The 20,480-nt window shown below is 67.0% G+C and carries 20 protein-coding genes; 8 read left to right on the forward strand and 12 right to left on the reverse strand.

The window, feature by feature from the left end:
• The first annotated feature begins 3 nt into the window (after nt 1-3).
• The 3 genes from ASD67_RS04505 (at nt 4) to ASD67_RS04515 (ending at nt 3,440) form a co-directional block, all read left to right on the forward strand.
• Nucleotides 4-774, forward strand: coding sequence for an ABC transporter ATP-binding protein (locus tag ASD67_RS04505; RefSeq protein WP_082544841.1), 771 nt, complete (start codon nt 4-6; stop codon nt 772-774).
• Between the two features lie 80 nt (nt 775-854).
• Complete coding sequence (locus ASD67_RS04510; protein WP_056344015.1) at nt 855-1,727, forward strand: TauD/TfdA dioxygenase family protein; 873 nt, start codon at nt 855-857, stop codon at nt 1,725-1,727.
• Between the two features lie 51 nt (nt 1,728-1,778).
• Nucleotides 1,779-3,440, forward strand: coding sequence for an arylsulfatase (locus tag ASD67_RS04515; RefSeq protein WP_056344017.1), 1,662 nt, complete (start codon nt 1,779-1,781; stop codon nt 3,438-3,440).
• Nucleotides 3,441-3,466: 26 nt separating this feature from the next.
• Here the strand turns inward: ASD67_RS04515 and epsC are convergent, their stop codons facing one another.
• The 4 genes from epsC to ASD67_RS04535 form a co-directional block, all read right to left on the reverse strand.
• Nucleotides 3,467-4,399, reverse strand: a complete 933-nt coding sequence (epsC, locus tag ASD67_RS04520; RefSeq protein ID WP_056344020.1) for a serine O-acetyltransferase EpsC — start codon at nt 4,397-4,399, stop codon at nt 3,467-3,469.
• Between the two features lie 329 nt (nt 4,400-4,728).
• Nucleotides 4,729-5,922 (reverse strand): aminotransferase, encoded by a 1,194-nt coding sequence (locus ASD67_RS04525; protein ID WP_156377570.1) that lies wholly within the window; start codon nt 5,920-5,922, stop codon nt 4,729-4,731.
• Between the two features lie 67 nt (nt 5,923-5,989).
• Nucleotides 5,990-6,997, reverse strand: coding sequence for an NAD(P)H-dependent flavin oxidoreductase (locus tag ASD67_RS04530; protein ID WP_056344023.1), 1,008 nt, complete (start codon nt 6,995-6,997; stop codon nt 5,990-5,992).
• Between the two features lie 84 nt (nt 6,998-7,081).
• Nucleotides 7,082-8,065 (reverse strand): GlxA family transcriptional regulator, encoded by a 984-nt coding sequence (locus tag ASD67_RS04535; RefSeq protein WP_056344025.1) that lies wholly within the window; start codon nt 8,063-8,065, stop codon nt 7,082-7,084.
• Between the two features lie 138 nt (nt 8,066-8,203).
• On the opposite strand from ASD67_RS04535, the gene ASD67_RS04540 reads away from it, so the two are divergent.
• Nucleotides 8,204-9,187 (forward strand): phytanoyl-CoA dioxygenase family protein, encoded by a 984-nt coding sequence (locus tag ASD67_RS04540; protein WP_056344027.1) that lies wholly within the window; start codon nt 8,204-8,206, stop codon nt 9,185-9,187.
• A 17-nt stretch (nt 9,188-9,204) separates the two neighbouring features.
• Here ASD67_RS04540 and ASD67_RS04545 read toward each other — a convergent pair whose 3' ends face one another.
• Nucleotides 9,205-10,302: a DUF7064 domain-containing protein gene (locus ASD67_RS04545; RefSeq protein ID WP_443028005.1), complete on the reverse strand. Its 1,098-nt coding sequence runs from the start codon at nt 10,300-10,302 to the stop codon at nt 9,205-9,207.
• Here ASD67_RS04545 and ASD67_RS04550 point away from each other — a divergent pair.
• Nucleotides 10,199-11,242 (forward strand): phosphotransferase family protein, encoded by a 1,044-nt coding sequence (locus ASD67_RS04550; protein WP_056344031.1) that lies wholly within the window; start codon nt 10,199-10,201, stop codon nt 11,240-11,242. The genes ASD67_RS04545 and ASD67_RS04550 overlap by 104 nt on opposite strands.
• Nucleotides 11,243-11,295: 53 nt before the next feature.
• Here ASD67_RS04550 and ASD67_RS04555 read toward each other — a convergent pair whose 3' ends face one another.
• From ASD67_RS04555 to ASD67_RS04580, 6 genes are read right to left on the reverse strand one after another with little or no spacing between them, the layout of a single operon-like run.
• The gene (locus ASD67_RS04555; RefSeq protein ID WP_056344033.1) at nt 11,296-12,036 is read right to left on the reverse strand and encodes an SDR family NAD(P)-dependent oxidoreductase; all 741 of its coding nucleotides are present in this window, start codon (nt 12,034-12,036) and stop codon (nt 11,296-11,298) included.
• A complete protein-coding gene (locus ASD67_RS04560) occupies nt 12,033-12,818 on the reverse strand; it encodes an SDR family NAD(P)-dependent oxidoreductase (RefSeq protein WP_056344036.1) in 786 nt (261 codons plus the stop codon). Before ASD67_RS04560 ends, ASD67_RS04555 begins: the two co-directional genes overlap by 4 nt.
• Nucleotides 12,815-13,771 carry an SDR family NAD(P)-dependent oxidoreductase gene (locus ASD67_RS04565; RefSeq protein WP_056344037.1) on the reverse strand — a complete coding sequence of 319 codons (957 nt, stop codon included), beginning with the start codon at nt 13,769-13,771 and terminating at the stop codon, nt 12,815-12,817. Before ASD67_RS04565 ends, ASD67_RS04560 begins: the two co-directional genes overlap by 4 nt.
• The gene (locus tag ASD67_RS04570; RefSeq protein ID WP_156377572.1) at nt 13,768-14,589 is read right to left on the reverse strand and encodes a thioesterase family protein; all 822 of its coding nucleotides are present in this window, start codon (nt 14,587-14,589) and stop codon (nt 13,768-13,770) included. Before ASD67_RS04570 ends, ASD67_RS04565 begins: the two co-directional genes overlap by 4 nt.
• Nucleotides 14,559-15,515 carry an acyl-CoA dehydrogenase family protein gene (locus ASD67_RS04575; RefSeq protein WP_056344045.1) on the reverse strand — a complete coding sequence of 319 codons (957 nt, stop codon included), beginning with the start codon at nt 15,513-15,515 and terminating at the stop codon, nt 14,559-14,561. Before ASD67_RS04575 ends, ASD67_RS04570 begins: the two co-directional genes overlap by 31 nt.
• 3 nt (nt 15,516-15,518) lie before the next feature.
• The gene (locus ASD67_RS04580) at nt 15,519-16,664 is read right to left on the reverse strand and encodes an acyl-CoA dehydrogenase family protein (protein WP_056344047.1); all 1,146 of its coding nucleotides are present in this window, start codon (nt 16,662-16,664) and stop codon (nt 15,519-15,521) included.
• 151 nt (nt 16,665-16,815) lie between these two features.
• On the opposite strand from ASD67_RS04580, the gene ASD67_RS04585 reads away from it, so the two are divergent.
• Nucleotides 16,816-17,931, forward strand: a complete 1,116-nt coding sequence (locus tag ASD67_RS04585; RefSeq protein ID WP_056344050.1) for a GntR family transcriptional regulator — start codon at nt 16,816-16,818, stop codon at nt 17,929-17,931.
• Here the strand turns inward: ASD67_RS04585 and ASD67_RS04590 are convergent.
• On the reverse strand, nt 17,923-18,615 hold the full coding sequence (locus ASD67_RS04590; protein WP_056344052.1) for a DUF4286 family protein: 693 nt from the start codon (nt 18,613-18,615) through the stop codon (nt 17,923-17,925). The two genes, ASD67_RS04585 and ASD67_RS04590, sit on opposite strands and share 9 nt — an antisense overlap.
• A gap of 94 nt (nt 18,616-18,709) precedes the next feature.
• Between ASD67_RS04590 and ASD67_RS04595 the strand changes: the two genes are divergently transcribed.
• Both ASD67_RS04595 and ASD67_RS04600 read left to right on the forward strand, forming a co-directional pair.
• A complete protein-coding gene (locus ASD67_RS04595) occupies nt 18,710-19,510 on the forward strand; it encodes an enoyl-CoA hydratase/isomerase family protein (protein ID WP_056344054.1) in 801 nt (266 codons plus the stop codon).
• An 18-nt stretch (nt 19,511-19,528) separates the two neighbouring features.
• A partial coding sequence (locus ASD67_RS04600; RefSeq protein WP_082544845.1) for an acyl-CoA dehydrogenase family protein occupies nt 19,529-20,480 on the forward strand: 952 nt, incomplete at its 3' end.

Consider the following 20,480-nt stretch of genomic DNA (forward strand, 5'->3'; position numbering starts at 1 on the left):
TCGATGAGTGCGGTCCTTTCGATCGATTTCGCCGCCGCCGAGCGCGTCGCCGAGCCCAGTTTCCTGCATCACCCGGTCGCGGTCGAGGCCAGCGAAGTGAGCCGCAGCTTTGCGGGCAATAGGGTCCTCGACAGCCTCGACCTCACGATCCACAGCGGCGAATTCGTCGCGCTGCTCGGCGCGTCGGGCAGCGGCAAGACGACGCTGCTGCGCATCCTCGCCGGCCTCGATGCCCCCGATGGCGGCGAGGCCTGGGTTCCCGAAGCGCGCACCGTCGTGTTTCAGGAGCCGCGCCTGGTCCAGTCGAAAAAGGTCTGGAAGAATGTCGTGATCGGCCTGAGCGGCAAGCAGGCGTCGCGCGAACGCGCCGAGGCCGCGCTCGCCGAGGTCGGCCTCGACCATCGTACCGACGCGTGGCCCGCAACGCTATCGGGCGGCGAAGCCCAACGCGCCGCGCTAGCCCGCGCGCTGGTGCGCGAACCGCGGCTGCTGTTGCTCGACGAGCCCTTCGCGGCGCTCGACGCGCTGACCCGGCTCAAGATGCAGCGGCTGATCGGCGAGCTGTGCCAGGCGCACGGCCCCGCGACGCTGCTCGTGACGCACGACGTCGAGGAAGCGATCCTGCTCGCCGATCGCATCCTCGTGCTCAAGGAGGGCCGGATCGGATACGACACCCGCGTCCGCCTGCCGCACCCGCGCCGCGCCGGCGGCAAGGAATTCGACGCGCTACGCGACACGCTGCTCGCCGAACTGGGCGTGCCGCAGACCCACTGATCGCCCCACCCCATCCATGACGGACCGACCCTCCTGCCAGTCGACAGCGACAGCAGCCCCCTCGCTATCAGGAGAATGACATGAACGCCGTTACCAGCATAATCACCGCCGAACGTCCCGTTTCCGACCGTTTCGAAGTCGTCCGCGTCGAGGCCAATCTGGGCGCCGAAATCCGCGGTCTCGACCTCACCGGCCCGATTACCCCGGCACTCGCCGACCTGATCCGGGGCCTGCTCTGGCAGCATCAGGTGCTGTTTTTCCGCGACACCGGCATCGACGACGCCAAACAGGCCGAAATCGGGCGTATCTTCGGTCCGCCGGTCGCCGATTCGATCCTGAAGCGCCGCGGGGTCAAGGACGAGGACATCATCCCTTTCAACTCGGGCCCCTATTCGAACAGCTATTACGGCACCCCCTGGCACGCCGATGCGACCTATCTCGAAACGCCGTATCAGGTGTCGATCCTGCGCAGCGTCATCGTACCCGAACTCGGCGGCGACACGGCCTTTTCGAGCGGTATTTCGGCCTATGAATCGCTGCCCAAGGACATCAAGGACAAGATCGACGGGCTGAGCGCGATCCATCGCCCGACCGGCAAGGCGTATAACCTGATCGAGGACAAGGCCGACCTCGACGACTATCTCGCCGAATATAGCGGCGTCGCGCACCCGGTGGTGATCACCCACCCGTTCAACGGCAAGCCCGTGTTGTACGTCAACGAGGGGTTCACCAAGGAAATCGTCGGGCTACCCGAGCAGGAGAGCAAGGAGTTGCTCACCTTCCTGACCCGCCAATTCTATCGCCCCGAGAATATCGCGCGGTTCAAATGGCAACCGGGCTCGCTGGCGATCTGGGACAACCGCGCGGTCCAGCATTATGGCGTCGCCGATTACGGCAATGTCCCGCGCCAGCTCGTCCGCATCGTCGCAGCGGGCGACCGTCCGGCTCGATAGCCTGCCCGGACGGGCGACGGCCCCAGCTCTCCCATATTCCAAGGAATCCTTATGACCGACACCCGTCCCAACGTCCTGCTCATCGTCGTCGACGATATGGGCTTTTCCGATCTCGGCACCTTCGGCAGCGAGATCGACACCCCGCACCTCGATGCGATCGCCGCCGAAGGCGTGCGGCTCACCGATTTCCACTCGGCGCCCGCCTGTTCGCCGACGCGCGCGATGCTGCTGTCGGGGGTCGATCATCATATCGCCGGGATCGGTTCGATGATCGAGACCGTGCGTCCCGATTTCCAGGGCGCACCGGGTTACGAGGGCTATCTCAACGACAGCGTCGCGGCGCTTCCCGAGCTGCTCCGCGACGCGGGCTATCGCACGATCCTGTCCGGCAAATGGCATCTCGGCCACACCCTCGACCGCGCGCCGCACGCACGCGGGTTCGAACGCAGCTTTGCGCTGCTTCCCGGCGGCGCCGACCATTTCGGCGGCGGCCCGATCGACCGCATCGCGGCGCGCGGGCCGATCTACGCCGAGGACGGCGAATGGGTCACCGACCTGCCGACGCCCTTCTATTCGACCGACTATTTCACGACCCGGTTGATCGAATTTTTCGAGGAGGCAGACACCGCCGGCGACCATCGGCCCTTCTTCGCCTACCTCCCGTTCTCGGCTCCGCACTGGCCGCTGCAAGCGCTCGACGCCGACATCCAGAAATACCGCGGCGTCTATGACGACGGCCCCGATGCGCTGCGCGCGCGCCGGCTCGACCGGCTGAAGGCGCTCGGCCTTGTCGCGCCCGATACGACGATCGCGCCGGTCGTTGCCGAGGGCGAGGCCGAATGGGCCGACCAGACCGCCGAGCAGCGCGCGCATTCGGCGCGCACGATGGAAATCTATGCCGCGATGGTCGACCGCATCGACCAGAATGTCGGACGGGTGATCGGCCATCTCAAGCGCACCGGCCAATATGACAATACGCTGGTCATCTTCCTCTCCGACAATGGCGCCGAGGGGGCGATCGTCGAGGCGATGCCGATCATGGGGCCGGTGTTCGCCAAGCTGATCGCCGAGCATTGCGACAACAGCCTCGACAATCTCGGCCGCCCCGGCTCCTATGCCTGGTACGGCCCGCGCTGGGCGCAGGCGGCGACCGCGCCATCGCGGCTGGTCAAGACCTACACGACCGAGGGCGGCATCCGCGTGCCGACGATCATCCGCGCGCCGGGCGGCCAGCGTGCGGGCGAGATTTCGGAGGTGTTCGGGACGGTCAAGGATGTGACGCCGACCTTGCTCGAACTCGCCGGCATCCGCCATCCGGGAGCCAGCTACAAAGGCCGCGCGATCGCCGAGCCCTCGGGGCGCAGCTTCGCCGCCTGGCTTGATGGCGCCGAGGCGATCCATCCCGCAGGCACGACAACCGGCTGGGAATTGTTCGGCCGCCGCGCGCTGCGCAAGGACGACTGGAAGGCGGTCTATGTTCCCGGCGCCGACGGCATTTCGCAATGGCAACTCTACAACCTGTCGAAGGACCGCGGCGAGGTCCACGACCTCGCCGAAACCCACCCCGACAAGCTCGCCGAACTGCTCGCCCACTGGCGCGACTATGTGCGCGACAATGGCGTCATCGAGGAAGCGATCAGCTTCTTCGACAGCGACCCGGCGGCGTTCGAGGCCGGCTGGATTTCGGATCCGCGCGAGCGGGAGACCGCCTGACCGGGCATAGCGCCGCGTGGGGCCGTCTACCCGCCGCTTATGCTGTTCTGCTCACGCGCCTGGATGACACGGCTCTTCGGCGGGACGTCATGCGTCAGCCACACATTGCCGCCGATTTCGGATCCCGCGCCGATCGTGACACGGCCGAGGATCGTCGCGCCGGCATAGATCACGACATCGTCCTCGACGATCGGGTGGCGCGGAATGTTGCGCACCATCACCTCCGCCTCGTCGGCGGCGAAGCTGCGCGCGCCGAGCGTCACGCCCTGATACAGTCGGACGTTGCGCCCGAGGATCGCGGTTTCGCCGATCACCACCCCCGTGCCATGATCGATGAAGAAGCTGTCGCCGATCTGAGCGCCGGGGTGGATGTCGATCCCCGTCTTGTCGTGCGCCACCTCCGCGATGATCCGGGCGACCAGCCTTGCGCCATCGACATGCAATTGATGCGCGAGCCGGTGATGAATAATCGCCAGCATCGAGGGATAGCAGATCAGCACCTCGTCGACGCTGCGCGCGGCGGGATCGCCGCGCCACGCCGCCTCGACGTCGGTATCGAGCAGGCGGCGGAGCGCCGGTAGCCGCTCGGTGAAGGTCCGCACGATCGCGGCCGCGCGCGCATCGACGGCATGGGTCGTTTCGTCGGCCATCGCGTAGATGAGTTCGAGCCGCACCTGCCCGTAAAGCCGCGCAAGCGTCGTCTGCAGCGTCTGTTCGACGAACACATGCTCGTTGTGCGGCCGCACGAAATCAGGACCGAGCCGCAGCGGATAGAGCGCGCCGCACAACGCCCCGACGATCTTCAGCAAATCGCCGCGCGACGGGAAGCCCTCACTGCCATATTCCGCATTGTGACCATAGGCGTCGCGCCATTCGCGGCGAATCTCGGCAAGTTCGGATGCGATCGCCGCGACACCGTCGGTCAGTTCGGGCCGATCGGCGTCGGCTGTCCCGATCACAGGCCGAGCCGCTGCCAGAATTCCTGCGCGCTCACGCGCCGCCTGTCCGCCGGATACGGCAGCCAGGACGGATGCGGGAGGGGCTGCGACAGGGTCGATTGACGGCGACGGGGACCTTCTTGGCGCCGGACTCTCATATTCGTATCTCCTTTACAGAAGCACGAATCCGACGTGTCGCCAGGTCTTCGTGCGCTTTAGCCGTTGGTGACGCGGAGCAAGCTGACAGCTATCAAAAGCCGCGAGATCCGGAGATCTGCAATTTATCTACTTATTTGATTGAGATATGTCGCGCGAAGCTTTCTTGGCCGCGCGAAAGCAAAAGTTTCGCCTCAGCGAAGCCCCGCGCCATCGGCCCCTTCGGCCGTCAGCCCGTCACGAAAGCGCGCGAGCCGCTCCACCGCCTCGTCGAGGATGGCGGCGTCCTTTGCGAAGCACAGCCGCACGATATGGCGCGGCCCTTCGCCCTCGAACAAGGCGGAGACCGGAATCGACGCCACGCCCGCCTCGCGGACCGCGCGCTCGCTAAAGCTCCGGTCGTCGATCGCGATCCCCGACGCCGCGAGGTCGATGCAAAGGAACCAGGTTGCCGCGCTCGGCAGCACCGCAAAGCCGGCATCGGTCAAACCCCTGGCAAGCCGTTCGCGCGACGCCGCCCAGGCCGCGCGTTGCGGTGCGAACCAGCTGTCGGCCCGATCCAGCCCCTCGGCGACCGCCCACTGCAAGGCCGGCGGCGTGGTGAAGGTCAGAAACTGATGCGCGCGGCCGATGGTCCGGGCGAGGTCGGGTGACGCGCAGAGCCAGCCCGTCTTCCATCCCGTCAGCCCGAATATTTTTCCTGCCGAGCCGATCTTCACCGTCCGCTCTTCCATGCCGGGCATCGACCAGAGCGAGCGATGCGGCACGCCGTCGAACCGGACATCTTCCCAGACCTCGTCACAGATCGCGACGAGGTCGTTGCGCCGACATGCTGCGGCGATGAGGGCGAGTTCAGTCCCGGAAGCGACCTTGCCCGCCGGATTGAGGGGATCATTCAACAGGATCAGGCGGGTGCGAGGCGTCATCGCGCGATCGAGGGCAGCGGCATCATAGCCCCAATCGGGTGGGCTGAGGTGGACCGAAACCGGCATCCCGCCCGCTCGCCGGATCATTGGCGCATAGCTGTCATAGGCGGGCTGGAACAGGATCACCTCGTCGCCGGGCCTGACGAGAGCCAGGATCGAAGCCGCGAGCGCCTCGGTCGCGCCCGACGTTACGACCACCTGGTCGCGGGCGATACGCAGCCCCTGCCGGCGCTTATAGAAACGACCGATCGCGTCGCGCAGCTCCGGCAGGCCGAAAGCAGGCGGATATTGGTTCGATTTCTCACGCAGGGCCCGCGCCGCGGCCTCGATCATGTCCGGCGACTGGGCCTCGTCCGGAAAGCCTTGCCCGAGGTTTATCGCATCATGCGCAATGGCGAGGCCCGACATATATTCGAATATCGTCGGTTCCATCGCTTCGTAAATGGGATTCAGGCGGGTCACGACACACTCCGGCAGCGCATTGGGCACGGATTGTCGCGCATCGGAGCCATCGCTGTAAAGGCGGATGCTAGTCCTCGGCGGCGTCCAGCGCCTGATCGACGAGCCGCGCGACATCGGCGAAACTGGGTTGCGCGCAGGCCGCCAGATATTCGGCGCGCAGGCGGAGCACAAGATCGCCGATAGCCGGAACGTCACCGATCAGGTCGATGCCCTGACCCGCCGACCACAGATTTTTCCAGGGTTTCACGCCTTCGGGCAAATGATCGTGGCTCATGCCGGGACCGGTGGGTGCGGGCAGATTTTTGGGGTCGAGGCCCAGCCTTTCCATCGAAGGCCGCAGCCAGTTCGCCGCCACGCCGCCGATCTTGGGCGTGAACATCAAATCCTCCGAATGGCATTCGACCAGCATGCGGGCATATTCGGGATCGACGCCGGCCTCCTGCGTCGCGATGAATCGGGTCCCCATATAGGCGAGGTCGGCGCCGAGTATCTCGGCCGCGCGGATTGCCGCTCCCGTCGAGATCGACCCCGCCATCAACAGGGTGCCATCGAAAATCTTACGAATTCGCGGGATCAGCACGAGGTGACCGACGCTGCCCGAATGGCCGCCGCCGCCCGCGCCGACGCAGGTCAGCCCGTCGACGCCCGCCGCGATCGCCTTTTCCGCGTAGCGGAACGACACCACGTCGTGGAATATCTTCAACCCCGCATCATGGACCCGGCGCGTCAGTTCGGCGGGGTTGCCGAGGGCGCTGATGATGATGTCGGCGCCATAGCGTTTGGCGACTTCGAGATGCCGCTCCGCCTCTGCGGGGTCCATCCGCGAGGCGAGGTTCACCGCCAGCGGACCGACCCGCGCACCGGGATGGGTCTCAGCATGGCGATCGAGGTCTTCGCGAATATCCTTCAGCCAGGATTCGAACATTTCGAAGCTGCGCGCATTCTGACGCGGGAGGGCGCCCATGATCCCCGCCTTGCACGCTTCGCGGACCATCGCGGGGTTGCTGACCAGAAACATCGGGGCGCAGACCGCCGGAAGGACCATCCGGTCGCGCAGTGCAGGTTCAAGCGCCATAAGAAATCCTCCCGTCCTGTCGCCTCCGCGACATTTACAGTTTAATTATATATATGTTTTTAGAACCGCAAGCGCGAGCGCTTGTCAAGCGCCCTCTGGCCGCGCCGCGCGATGCGCGCGGCGATAGGCGGCAGGCGACATGCCGACCGCCGCGAAGAAAACGCGGCGAAAGGACGGGATGTCTGTGTAGCCGACCAGCTGCGCGATTTCGGTCACCGAACGGCGGGTTTCGGTGAGCATGATCATCGCCGAATCGACCCGGGTGCGTTGAACGAATTCGCGCGGCGTCGCCGACCCGACGGCCCGAAAGCGGCGGATCAGCGACTGGTGGCTGACGCCGAGGTCGCGCGCCAGGTCGCCGATCCGGAACCGGCGGGTGAAGCGGTCACGGATCCACAATTGCGCGCGGGCGACGAAGGGGTCGGCGGCGGACGCGAGTGCCGCAGCCAGCGGACCCGGCGGTTCGCGCGCCGCGATGCCGCGCCCCACTGCAATCGAATAGGATTCGGCGAACAGGCGCGCCACCAGCGCGGCGCTGTCGGCGTCGCGGCTGCAGGTCCAGATGTTGCCTGCGTGGGTGATAACATTGTCGGGATCGACCGACACACGCGGAAACAGCCGCCGCATCGCCGGCACCAGCCGGGCGCCCACGGCGCCGGCGCGGCCGTCGAGAAGCCCCGCCGCGGCGAGATGGAACACGCTCGCCCCGCAGGCGCCGATATCGACGCCTTTGGCATTCTGCTCGCGGAGCCACGCATGCAGGGGTGCGAAGCCCGACGGCAGCCCCGCCATCGCATCGGGATCGACCAGCTGGAACGAGGGCAGGAAGATGAAGCGCGGGTCGTCGGTTTCCGCGAGGGTCGCGTCGGCGGCGAAACGCCGCCCGCCGACCAGCGCGATCGGACCGGGTTCGGCCGCGAGAAGCCGCAGCTCGGTCTGCATCCGGGCATAATCGCCGAGCGCCGGATTGGTCGCAAAAACCTCCCCGAGCCGCGCATGCGCGTCGATGATCGCGCCGAGGGTGGCGATATAGCTGGGGGAGGTGACGACCGCGGCGATGTAAGACATGCTCGGCTTTCGGAAAAATGCCCTCCTATTATGGCAAAAAGGCCCCTTGTTGTCGAGACGGGCTTTCGCTCAAATCATCGGCGATGCTGGAGAGCCGGTCGATACCGGTCGCGGCGGAGAGGATCAGAAAGGAAGCTCATGGCCGTGCAATCCATCTCGATGCCCGATGCGAAGGATCTCGATGTCCTGAGCGTCAAGCCGGTGCAGGAACTGCAATCCTGCAACCATCTGCTCGACGATCATGCCGCGCTGATCCGCTTCCATGACGAGGAGGGTTATATCCTGCTGCGCGGCGTCCTCGACGCCGCTTCGGTCGAAGAGGCACGCCAGGCGATGTTCGCGGTGATGGAGAAGCACGGCCTGATCGAAGCCGGCGCGACCGAACCGGTATGGACCGGGACGCCATCGCCGGGCGGGATGGAAGAGAGCCCCGAATTTTCAGGCATCGCGCGCAAGCTGATCGAGCATCCGACCAATATGCGGCTGATGGAACAGATCCTAGGCGAACCCGCGTGCATCATCCCGATCGTGCAATATCGCGCCTATCCGCCGGGCGGATCGGTCACCGGCGTCCATCAGGACGGATTTTTCAGCCCCGGAATCAAGAATTACAAGCCGGTGTGGACCCCGCTGACCAATTGCGAACGCGAGGTCGGCGGGCTGATGCTGGCGGTGCGCCAGTGCAACCGGGGATTTTTCCACAATATCGCCAAGACGCCGAGTTCGATCCCCGAAGGTGTGATCCCCGACGACAGCTGGGCGACGACCGATTATTTCCCCGGCGACGTGCTGATCCTCAATCCCTGCACCCCGCACGCCAGCATGCCTAATGTTTCGAACCGCTGCCGCGTGACGATCGACACGCGGGTCCAGTCGGCGGCCGACCCGCGCGTACTGATGGCCGATATCGTCGAAGCGACCCCCGATTCGATCCGCGTGCGCACCTTGGACGGCAAGGAACGCGGTTTCGCGGTCGACGACCAGACCTTCATCCGCATCGAAAACCCCGGGGTGCGCCAGAAGCGGTCCGACTATGTGCCGAGCGCGGCGCCCGGCAAGCGGATCGTCGTGGTGTTCGACGGCGACCATGCCGAAACGCTGCGCCGCGCGTCCGAAAACTGACGCGGTCGGTGCGCTGGCTAGGGCGATCGCCGGCTGAGGCCGTCGGCCGCATTGGACCCCAGGGTGCACAAGGGCGCGGCATGGCCGCCAGCGGCGTTGGTGCTGACCTCAAGGTTCGACATGCCGCGCCGTCCATCCAGCGTCGCGGTGCCGATCGTCTCGACCGCGGTATAGCCGCGCACCTGCATCAAGATGGCGTCGGCGCGGTCGCACGCGACGCGCAACACCTCGCCGGTCGCCAGATGCAGCACCGCTTCGCCATGCCGCGGCGTCAGCGCGTCCGATTCGAGCCCGACCACCAGGTCGCTGTCGACGATCGGGATCGTCGTCCCGTCGCGCCAGACATAGCCGACCTTCATCACCCGTCCCGCGTGAACGAGATGGATGATGTGGGTCGTGAGGTTGGGACCGAAGACGCAGGGCCACCAGCGGGTGCCGCGGCTCTGCGACCAGTCGCGCCGCCCCCACGAGCGGTCGCGATAGCCGAGCGCGTCGATCGCGATCTCGCGGTCGCCGATGCGGACCGTCCCGGTCATCCGCCCCGACACCTCGAAATGATGCGCCGCACCGGTCAGTTGGCGCCCCGGCATGGCGACCGCATGATAGTCGAAACGCGGGTGGAAGTCGGTGAAACGCAGCGCCGCTTCGCAGTCGGCGAAATCGGCGACGATCGCCGCGTCGCCGTCGAACGATACGCGAAGATGCGGACCCCAGCCCATATGCGCCTCGCCCCGGTCGGCAGGATCGAGCGCCGTGCCGGTGACATTCGATCGAAAGCGCAGTCCGTCATGGGTGAAGAGGCCGAAACAGCTGTTGACCGCGCCCGCGACGGGTTCCTGGCCCAGGCGCCAGAAGCCGCCGACGCCGGCATCGAGGTCGTGCCAGACGAACAGGCTGCTTTCCTGCCACAGCGGATCGTCATCGGGCCGGTGGGGGCGGTCGTCGGCTTCGGAAAAGATATGCATGGCGCTATCCTTGTTGGCGTCGTGACGAGCGCGAAAGGGCCACGCGATGCCGCACGCTGAGCGCAGCCCGGACGACCTGCGCCGGCGCCTCGGCGACTGGGCGAAGCGCCGACTGGCCCGATTGGGAGGCGTCGAAATCGGGGCGATCATCGCGGCGCAGGGCGGGGCGTCGAGCGAAACCTGGCTGATCGACGCCTTGGTCGGCCCCGATCATCGGCCGGCCCATTGGGTCCTGCGGATCGAGCCGCGAGGCCATCAGGTCTATCAGGACCCGTCGGTCGCGCGCCAATATCGGGTGATCGAGGTGCTGGCGGGCGAATCCGGCCTGTCGATCCCGACGCCGATCGCGCAAGAGGACGACCCCGACATTCTCGGCGCGCCCTTTTTCCTGATGGCGCGCGCGCCGGGGGTGGCGCCGCCGAACGACTATCATCGCGAGGGACTGCTGGCGACCGCCACGCGCGCCGAGCGCGAGGCGATGTGGGCGCAGGGCATTGCGTTGATGGCGCGGCTCCACCGCCTCGATCCCGCGCCGTTCGCCTTTCTCGCCCCGCCGGGAATCGCGCCGGGTGTCGACGGCGTGGCGCAGGAACTGGTGCGGTGGGACCGCTATCGCGGCTGGGCTGCCATCCCCCACCTGCCGCTCTATGACCATGCGCGGCGGTGGCTGGAGGATCATCGCCCCGCGCCGCGCCCGCCGGGCTTTGCGTGGGGCGATGCGCGGCCACCCAATTTGCTGTTCGCCGATGGCCGCTGCACCGCGCCGCTCGATTGGGAAACCGCCTCGCTCGGCGGCGCCGAGACCGACCTTGGCTGGTGGCTGTTTTACGACCGGATGATCTGCGAAGCCGCCGGCGTGCCGCGGCTCGACGGGATCGGCGACGCCGAACGGACCGTGGCGCTGTGGGAAGCCGAGGCCGGGCGCAAGGCGCAGGCGATGGAATGGCACATCGTCTTCGCCGGCTATCGCTTCGCGCTGGTCAGCGAGCGCGCCCGCGCGCTGGCGATCGCCGCCGGACGCCTGCCGCCCGAAGCCTGCGGCGCGGCCAATCCGGCGGTGCAACTGCTCGGCGAACTGATCCCCGGCTAGGCGCACGACGCCCGTCTTGCCCTCCAGGGAAAACATCGCGCGCTCCTTCGGTTTCAGGTTCCCGCCGCGCCGTCGACCAAAACGACCGACCCGTTGACGAAGCTCGCCGCGTCGCTCGCCAGAAAGGCGATCATCGCGGCGATTTCGTCGGGCCGGGCGATGCGGCCCTGCGGGATCATCGCGACGATCTGATCGAGATGCGCCTTGGGCAGGCCGTCGAGGATCGCGGTGTCGGTGACCCCCGGCGCGACCGCGTTGCAGCGGATGCCGTCGGCGGCATATTCCTTGGCGGTCTGCTTGGTCAGCATGATCACCCCCGCCTTGGAGATGCTGTAGGGGCCGACGCGCGGCACCGCGTGCATGCCGGCGGGCGACGCCAGATTGACGATCGCGCCGCCACCCTGCGCGATCATCAGCGGCAGCGCTGCGCGCGTCAGCGCCAGCGGCGCGCGCAGGTTCGCGGCCATGACCGCGTCATATTCAGAAAGGTCGAGCTCGTGCAGCCGCTTGGTGCGCGGGCCGCCGATGCCGGCGTTGTTCACCAATATGTCGATCCGCCCAAAGGCCGCGTCCAACGCGGCGAACAGGCTTTCGACGCCCTCGGGCGACGTGATGTCCGCAGCGTGGACCCGCGCGCCCGATATGTCCGCCGCCAGTCGTTCGAGCCCCGGCCCATCGACGTCGGTCCCGAGCACGCGCGCGCCGTCGGCGACGAGGCGGCGGACGACCGCGCCGCCGATACCCCCGGCCGCCCCGGTAACCAGCGCGACCTTGCTGTCCAGCGCACCGCTCACAGGCGCGCGGCCATCGCATAGCTCGACATGTCGGGCAGCATATGGCCGCCATCGACGACCAGCGCCTGCCCGGTCACGAATTGCGAGGTCGGCGAACAGAAGAACATCACCGCATTGGCGATATCGCTGGGCAGGCCGGCGCGTTGCAGCGGGATGTTCGGCACGATCTTGTCGCGCGTGACATCGTCCATCTTGGGGCTGCGATCGTCGATGACGAGGCCCGGTTCGATGACGTTCACCGTCGCGCCATGCTCCGCGAATTCGAGCGCGAGGTTGCGCGCGAGGCCGTTCATGCCGCCCTTCGATGCGGCATAGCTGTCGAGCCCGGCGAGCCAGGCGTGGTTTCCGATCAGCGAGGAAATGCCGACGATGCGGCCGTTGCCGCATGCCTTCACATAAGGCAGCGCGGCGCGGCTCAGCCACATGAAGCTGTAGAGATTGGTCTTGAGGACGCTGTCGAACTCCTCGTCGGTGACCTGTTCGAACGGGGTGAACGGAAAGATCGCGCTGTTGTGGACGACGATATCGAGCCCGCCAAAGGCATCGACCGCCGCCTGCACCGCCGCATCGCATGCCGCGCGCGTCGAAAGGTCGAGCGCGACCAGTTCGACCTCGCCGCCCGTCACGCGCAGCTCGTCTGTGACCTCCTGCCCGCTGGCTTGCGTGCGGGTGGCGATCATCACGCGCGCGCCGTTCTGGACGAGCTGCGTCGCGATGACGCGGCCGATGCCGCGCCCGCCGCCGGTGACCAGTGCGACTTTTCCGGCAAGATCGATCTTCATGTCCGTCCCTTTCCCTTGGTGGCCGCGATCGCGTTTTCGGTCCAGGCCCAGAGCCGTTCGGCGGCATCCGGATCGCGCGCCCAGGCTTTGACCCCGTCGCGCCGGCCTTCCCGATTGGGCAGCGCTTCGTTGCAATCTTCGAGATAGAGCCCGCCGCTGCCGTCGAGTTCGCGACCGAGCGCCGCCCAGACCGTCGTCGCGCTGCCCTGTTCGACCGTCTTCCACCTATATTGGCTCGCGCTCGCCGGATCGACGCCGAGCCGTTGGCGAATCTCGTCGGTCATATGCCGCCCAAGCGAGGTGTGAATCCCGCCGGGCATCAGCGAAAAGGCGCGAATGCCATCGCCCTGATAGCGGCGATCGAGTTCGAGCGCGAACAGCGCGTTGGCGGTCTTCGACCGGCCATAGGCGGCGAGCGGATCATAGTCGGTGCGTTCAAAATTGGGGTCGTCGAAATCGAAGCCGCTCCACAAATGCCCGCTCGACGCCACCGCGACGACACGCGCGCCGTTCGCGGCCTTGAGCGCCGGGAGCAGCAGGCTGGTCAGGTGGAAATGGCCGATATGATTGACCCCGAGCTGCATTTCGAACCCCTGCGCGGTGCGCATCAAAGGGCAGGCCATGATCCCGGCATTGTTGATCAGCAGGTGCAGCGGCGCCCCGCTGTCGGCGACGGCAAAGGCCTCGACCGAGCGAAGGTCGGCGAGATCGAGCGCGGCGGCGCTGGCCTTGCCGCCTGCGGCCTCGATCTCGGCGACCAGCGGCGCGGCGGCAGCGGTGTCCCGGACCGCGAGCACGACCTCGGCGCCGCGGCTGGCCAGCACGCGCGCGGTTTCGACGCCGAGTCCGGCGGTCGCCCCGGTGATGATCGCGCGCTTGCCCGACAAATCATGGCCGGCGGCGACTTCGGCGGCGGTCGATTCCCAGCCGAAGGGGGAGGTTATGCGGCTCATTCACTTTTCCTTTTGTCCAGGAACAGGGTCTGGTGGGCGTGGCCCAGTTCGCCCTGTTCGTCGGCGAGTGTGGAATGGACGATCGCGATGCCATTGCCCGCGCTTCCGGTTTCGGCGGCGATCCGCACCCATTCGCCCTGCGGCATGCGGGTCAGGTGTAGGCTGATGTCGACATTGGCGAAGCTCCATTCGCGCCAGTCGACAAAACTCGACGTGCCGCTGCCAAAATCGGCCGCCATCGCGAGTTGGACGAAGGGTGAGATCGGCACGCCGGGAAGGATCTCGCCGGTCATCCGCGCCCACACGACCCCCGGCCCCGGGACTTCGAGCCCGCCCGATTCGAGCCGCGTCTCGTTGATATGCTGAAGCGGCGAGCGGCCGCCGTTGAGGCTCGGCAGGTCGGCGGGCGGCAGCGGGTGGCGCGGCGCATCGGTGGCCGGGGATTCTCCCGCCCGGATTCGCAGGGCCGAGGCGCGCGCGGTGGTGGCGCCGTCCTGTATCAGTTCGACGTCGAGCAATTGCAGCCGCTTGCCCTCGCGCAGCACCGAGACCCGCGTCTCGACCGGCGCCATCAGCGTCGGCTTCATCATGTCGAGCAGCAGGCGGCTGGTGACCATCGGCACCGGGCTGGGCGCCTGTTCGATCAGATGCGCGATCAGCGCGTTGAGCACGACCCCGCTCTGCAGGCGGCGGTCCCACGGCCCGGTCGCAAGCGCGGTCGGCGCATAGGCACCGTCGACCAGATCATAGATATGGCGCACCAGCGGGCGCGAAACCTCCGCGTTCATCAGCCGGCTTTCCGAAGGGCGTCGGGCCACGCCAGCTCCGAAATCTCAGCCACATGGGTCCGAAAGCCGCCCATCTCGCCGACCAGCCAGCGCAGGCGAAAGGTCCACAGGTGCAGCGCATGCTCGAGCGTCATACCGAGCGCGCCGTTGAACTGGTGGACGTCGTAATTGACCTGCGTGATCGCGCGCTGCGCGTGCAGCGCCGCCAGCGCCGCGTCGAGCGGCTGGCCGCTCCACGCCGCCTTCATTGCGAGCCAATAGCTGCCCCGGCATTTTTCGGCGTCGGCGGCCAAGCGGTGCTGCACCGCCTGGAACGAGCCGACGGGCCGGCCGAACACATGGCGCTGTTTCACATAGTCGGTGGTGAAGTCGGTCGCCGCCTGCATCGCCGCGGCGATTTCGAGCGCCAGCGCGAGCCGCCATAACCGCCGCAGTTCGGCCGCCTTGCCGGCGCCGAGCCGCCGCGCGGCGGTAAGATCGGGCGGCGCGGCGAGCTTGCCGAGCGGATAGGCATAAACACCGTCGAGTTCGGTAACCGCCAGCCCGGCCATGTCGACCACCGCGACATCCTCGCCAAGATCGATCAGCAAGGTCCGCGCGTCGCCGAGGAAACGGACGCCTCGGGTCAGATCGGCCAGCCGGGCGATCGCGACCGGGCGCGGCAGCGCTTCGCCGGTCAGCAGCGGCGCAACCAGCGCCGAGGCGCCGACCTCGAGCACCAGCGGCGACAGCGCGCATTCATAGACGAGCGCCGCCGCATCGACGGCGCCGCAGCCGGGTTCGAGCGCAACATCGAAAAAGCCGCCGGTCGCGAGCGACACTTCGAGTGCAGCGGCACGATGCAAGGTCTTTGGCTCGACGACATTGCCGGTGCGCGGCAGGTCGCGGTTGTCGGCAACCATCCGCATGATCGTTTCGCGCAGCACCCGCTGGTCGGCGGAAAAATCGAAATCCATCGCTCAGGCTCCCCGCGGCAGACCGAGATAGCGGCCCGAAATCATGTTGAGCTGAACCTCTGCCGCCCCCGCCGCGATGCCGGCGGTGATCGCCGAGTTGAATTGCGCGCGCAGATGACCGTCGGCGCCATCGACGAGCAGGTCGGGCAAATAGGTCGAGGTGAGGTTGGCGACCGCATGGTCGGCCTGGATCATCGCATAGCGCGCGAGATAGGTTTCCGCGCCGGGGTCGCTGTCCTTCGCGCGGCCGTCGATGACCAGATAGGTCTGCAGGCGCGCAGCCTCGACCGCGGCGAGCGCGATCGCGCAATCGGCGCGCACCACCGCATCGTCGAAATCGCCGCGCGCTTTCAGCACATCGACGATATGCGCGAGGCCGCGCGCTGCCTTCTCATAGCGCCCGGCACCAATCCGCTCATAATGGATGATCGCCTGGACGATCTTCCAGCCATGGCCTTCGTCGCCGAGCAGCGCATCCGCCGGCACGCGCGCGTCGGTGAAGAAGATTTCGTGAAAATCGTGGCGCGAATGGACGCCGGGGATCGGACGGATTTCGATGCCCGGGGTGTCCATCGGCACGATGAAGCAGCTCACCCCGCCCTTGCCCTTGCCGCCGACGCGCGCGAGCAGGAACATGATGTCGGCGCGCGCCGCGTAGGAGGTCCAGATCTTCGACCCGTTGATGACATAGTCGCCGCCATCGGGTTCGGCGCGCGTCTGCATATTGCCGAGGTCGGTCCCCGCTTCGGGCTCGGAAAAGCCCTGGCACCACAGAAGTTCGCCCGCCGCGACCGCCTGCAGATAGCGTTGCTTCTGGGTCTCGGTACCGAATTTCATGATCGCCGGACCGGCCCAGTTGGTCCCGAGGTAGAGCGACGAGCGCGGTTCGCCGATCGACCACATTTCCTCGCTGATGATGATTTGTTGCCACGCACTGGCATCGGAGCCGCCATAGTCTTTTGGCCAGTGCCGGACGATCAGGTCGCGTTCGGCGAGCCGTGCATTGAAGGCACGGGCATGCTCCATCAGCTTGGGGCTGGACGGCCCGTGCGGCGCATAATTCTCCCACCAGTCATCGGGCAGGGTCGCCAGCACCTCATGGAGTTCGGCCCGATACGCCGCCTCCGAATCGCTCCAGGCAAATTCCACATCGCTCTCCTCGCTTAACTGGTATACTTATTCCGCGCATCGTTCGCTTGTCAAACGAGAGGAAAATCACGAAGTGTCGGAAGGCGAGAGGGGACGTACCGTCCCGGGGGGCAGATCGAAGATGGTGGGCGCGAGCAAGCGCAGACGAAAATTGGGGGAGATTGTCGCCGAACGCATCATCGGCGAGATCATCCGGCGCGGCTGGAAAGAGGGCGAGGTGCTGGGCACCGAGGCCGATTTCATGGAGATGTTCCGCGTCTCACGCGCGACCTTCCGCGAAGCGGTGCGCCAACTCGAATGGCACGGCGCGGCGGGGATGCGGCGCGGCGTCTATGGCGGCCTCGTCGTCAAGGCGCCGCCGCGCCACGCGATCGTCTTTGCCGCCAAAACCTATTTCGAGCTGACGAAGGTCGAACGCCCACTGCTCGACGACACGGCCGCGATCCTGCGCGCCGCGCCGCGGCTGCACGCCGACGCGGACAACCTGGCGATCGAACTTTTCCTCGAGGCGGTCGACCGGCGGACGATCACCGATCTCGCCAACGAGCGCATGGTCGCCGGCTCGGTGCCCAAGCTGAGCGAGACGATCGCGCTGCGGCTGGTCCAGGATATCGAAAATGCCGGGGCGAAGCGCGGCACCAACCTGGGCAACGAAGGCGAACTCCAGCGGCGCTATGGCACGAGCCGCGCGGTGATGCGCGAGGCGCTCCGGCCGCTCGAACTTCACGATATCGTGCGGGTCAAGACCGGCGCGCAAGGCGGCGTCATCATCCGCGAATGCGACCCGGCCTATACGATCGAACTGACCTCGATCTTCCTCACCTACTCGCGCATCCCGCTGTCGCATCTGTGGGAGGCGCAAAGCTGTCTCGAGATCGCGGCGGTCGAGAAATTCGTCCGCCGCGCCGACGCCGAATCGCTTGGCGCGCTGCGCAAGGCGCTGGTGCGGCTCGACCAGGCGTCGGCAGGTCATTATCTCGCCTCGGCGTGCGAGTTTCACCAGATCATCGCCGATCACAGCGGCAACCGCGCGCTCGCGCTGTTTGTCGGGGTGGCGCTCCGATACGGCCTGACGGTGATGCCGATGCCCGACGAGAATTTCCTGCCCGAGCTCAAGATGCAGCACGGCCACATGGTCGATGCCATCGGGGCCGGCGATTGCGATGGCGCGATGGCGTCGATGCGGGCGATGTTCGATCATGCCCGCCGCTGGATCGCGCGAATCGAACGCAAGCAGGAACGCCGGGCCGCCGAATTGTCAGACTGAGCCAAGGCAAATGCCGTCCACCGCGAAGGGCGCAGCGGCGACGCCGGACCGGTCGAGCGTCGGCGACAAGACCATGCGTTCGGTCCCGGCCCGCGCCGCGAGTTCGGCGAGCGCGGCATCGGCCTCGCCCGCCGCGACTTCATAGATCGCCAGATAGCGATAGGGATAGGGGCGCAGCGCCGGATGATCGACCAGCCGAAAATGCTGGGCGGCTACGAAGCCCGGCACCGCGAGGACGTCGGGCAGATGGGTGTGATTGTACCAGTGGTTGAAGACGTCGTCGTCGCCGGGCGTGGCGTTGGTGAGGACGATATAGAGCAATCGGTCCTTGCCCCCGGCGTCGGGCGTGACGGTCGACCGCCGGCGTTCGGTCAACGCCTCGGCGATCGCCATCATCATCGATTCGCCGTCGAGCGTGTCGCTCATCGTCCAGTCGCCGCTGCCGGCGCGGGCGAATATTTCCATCAGGATCGCCGCCGGGTCGCCGTCCAGCCAATAGGCCGCGGCGTTCGACCATCGCGGGCTTTCCTCACCCTCGGCAACGCGGGAAAATTCGCCGCGCAGCACCCCGGACACGCCGCAGACATCGGGAAGATGATGCGCCAGATACCAGTCGCGGTGGGCCGTTTCCCGGCCTGATTTCGGGTTCTGCAACACGAGCATCATCGCCTTGGCTTCGGTCATATTCGCTCTCCGTCACGCGCCATGTCGAAATGGGGCTTGCCGCGAACCGTGGTTCGATGCAAGTAATATGGTATACCAGTTAGGAGGATTGAGGGTGCCAGCGCGATATGCGAATTATTCGGCCATCAAGGTCGGGCAGGACGGCCATGTCCTGACGATCACACTCGACAACCCGCCGCTCAACGGCATGACGCCCGAGGCGCATGAGGAGTTGACGCGCATCTGGGCCGACGCCGGGGCCGACCCCGGCGTGCGTGTCATCATCTTCACCGGTGCGGGCGAACGCGGCTTTTGCGCTGGCGGCGATCCCAAAAGGATGATCGACAATTGGGGCAATCGCGAGCGCTGGCATGTCGGAATTTTCGAAGCGCGCGCGATCATCGTCGGCATGCTCGAATGCCCGAAGCCGGTCATCGCCCGGATCAACGGTCATGCGATGGGCATGGGCGCCAGCCTCGCGCTCGCGGCCGACATCACCATCGCGGTCGAAGACGCGCTGATCGGCGACCCGCACGTCAGCGTCGGTCTCGCGGCGGGCGACGGCGGTTCGCTGCTGTGGCCCAATCTGGTCGGACTGGTCGAGGCGCGCCGCCATTTGCTGAGCGGGGATCCGCTGCGCGGCAAGGACGCCGCCGCCAAGGGACTGATCACCGAATCGGTGACCCGCGACGATCTGGATGCGGCGGTCGCCAAATGGGTCGCCACCTTCCTCTCCAAATCGCCGAGCGCGCTGCAGACGACCAAGCAGGCGCTGAACCTCGACATCCTCGACAAGGCGCGGCGCCACATGGGGGAGATGCTGCGGCTCGAAACCCGGTCATGGGAATCACCCAATCACCGCGAGGCGGTGCAGGCGATGATCGACAAACGCCCGCCCGATTTCATCGACGAGTGAACAGAAAGCCCACGCACCATGTCCGATGACATCGACCTCGGCGTCCTCGCCGAAAGCTTTGCCGAAATGCTCGGCGCCGAATGGCCGCGCGAGCGCGCCGTCGCCTGGTCGCGGGCGCCGGCGCTGATGGCCGACAGCTTATGGGAACAGATGGCGGCGCTCGGCTGGACCGCGCTGACCATACCCGAAGCGCATGGCGGGCTGGGACTCGGCACCGAGGCCGCGGCGGCGCTGCATTCGGCGCTCGGCGCCGCAGCAGCCCCCGTCCCCATGCTCGGAACGACGCTCGCCGCGGCGCTGGTCGCGGCTGCAGGCAGCGACGCGCAGCAGGCCGCGCTGTTGCCGCGGCTCGCCGACGGATCGCTGCGCGCCGCCGTGGCACAGCCTGGCGATGCCACCGTGGCGATAGACGGAAATACCGCGAGCGGCACGGTGGCGGACATGGTCGACGCGCCGTCGGCGAACCTCCTTTTCCTTCGCGGCGACCAGGCGGGCCGGGCCTGCTGGCTCGCGATCCCAAGCGACGCGGCGGGGGTATCGGTCGCCCGCGATGCGCTGACCGACGCGACCCGCACGCTGGGCACCGTCACGCTCGACGGCGTGGCGCTTGGCGATGATGCCATCATCCTGCCCGGCGATCCCGGCGCGCTCGACGATCTGTTGCTGCGCACGGCGGCGGTGGCGATCGCCGCCGACGCGATCGGTGGCGGCGAAGTCGCGCTGGCCGGGACGATCGACTATATGAAGATACGCGAGCAATTCGGCGTCGTCATCGGGTCGTTCCAGGCGCTGAAGCACCGGGTCGCCGATCATCAGGCGGCGCTGGTCGCGGCGCGCGGACTGGTCGAGCATGCGGCGGGACTGGCGGCGGACGACCCCAACGCGCTGCTCGACGCGCTGTCGGCGAAACAGCATGTGACGCGGATCGTCGCGGAGATCGCGCGCGATTGCATCCAGCTTCACGGCGGGG

Source organism: Sphingopyxis sp. Root1497 (assembly GCF_001427085.1).
GTDB lineage: Bacteria > Pseudomonadota > Alphaproteobacteria > Sphingomonadales > Sphingomonadaceae > Sphingopyxis.

What these genes read in the sequence shown, in the direction of transcription:
- ASD67_RS04550 (WP_056344031.1), top strand. Translation starts at nt 10,199, where the DNA reads ATGCCGCACGCTGAGCGCAGCCCGGACGACCTGCGCCGGCGCCTCGGC.
- ASD67_RS04530 (WP_056344023.1), bottom strand. Translation starts at nt 6,997, where the DNA reads ATGGCGCTTGAACCTGCACTGCGCGACCGGATGGTCCTTCCGGCGGTC.
- ASD67_RS04515 (WP_056344017.1), top strand. Translation starts at nt 1,779, where the DNA reads ATGACCGACACCCGTCCCAACGTCCTGCTCATCGTCGTCGACGATATG.
- ASD67_RS04545 (WP_443028005.1), bottom strand. Translation starts at nt 10,302, where the DNA reads ATGATCGCCCCGATTTCGACGCCTCCCAATCGGGCCAGTCGGCGCTTC.
- ASD67_RS04510 (WP_056344015.1), top strand. Translation starts at nt 855, where the DNA reads ATGAACGCCGTTACCAGCATAATCACCGCCGAACGTCCCGTTTCCGAC.
- ASD67_RS04535 (WP_056344025.1), bottom strand. Translation starts at nt 8,065, where the DNA reads ATGTCTTACATCGCCGCGGTCGTCACCTCCCCCAGCTATATCGCCACC.
- ASD67_RS04575 (WP_056344045.1), bottom strand. Translation starts at nt 15,515, where the DNA reads ATGGATTTCGATTTTTCCGCCGACCAGCGGGTGCTGCGCGAAACGATC.
- ASD67_RS04565 (WP_056344037.1), bottom strand. Translation starts at nt 13,771, where the DNA reads ATGAGCCGCATAACCTCCCCCTTCGGCTGGGAATCGACCGCCGCCGAA.
- ASD67_RS04560 (WP_056344036.1), bottom strand. Translation starts at nt 12,818, where the DNA reads ATGAAGATCGATCTTGCCGGAAAAGTCGCACTGGTCACCGGCGGCGGG.
- ASD67_RS04590 (WP_056344052.1), bottom strand. Translation starts at nt 18,615, where the DNA reads ATGACCGAAGCCAAGGCGATGATGCTCGTGTTGCAGAACCCGAAATCA.
- ASD67_RS04505 (WP_082544841.1), top strand. Translation starts at nt 4, where the DNA reads ATGAGTGCGGTCCTTTCGATCGATTTCGCCGCCGCCGAGCGCGTCGCC.
- ASD67_RS04540 (WP_056344027.1), top strand. Translation starts at nt 8,204, where the DNA reads ATGGCCGTGCAATCCATCTCGATGCCCGATGCGAAGGATCTCGATGTC.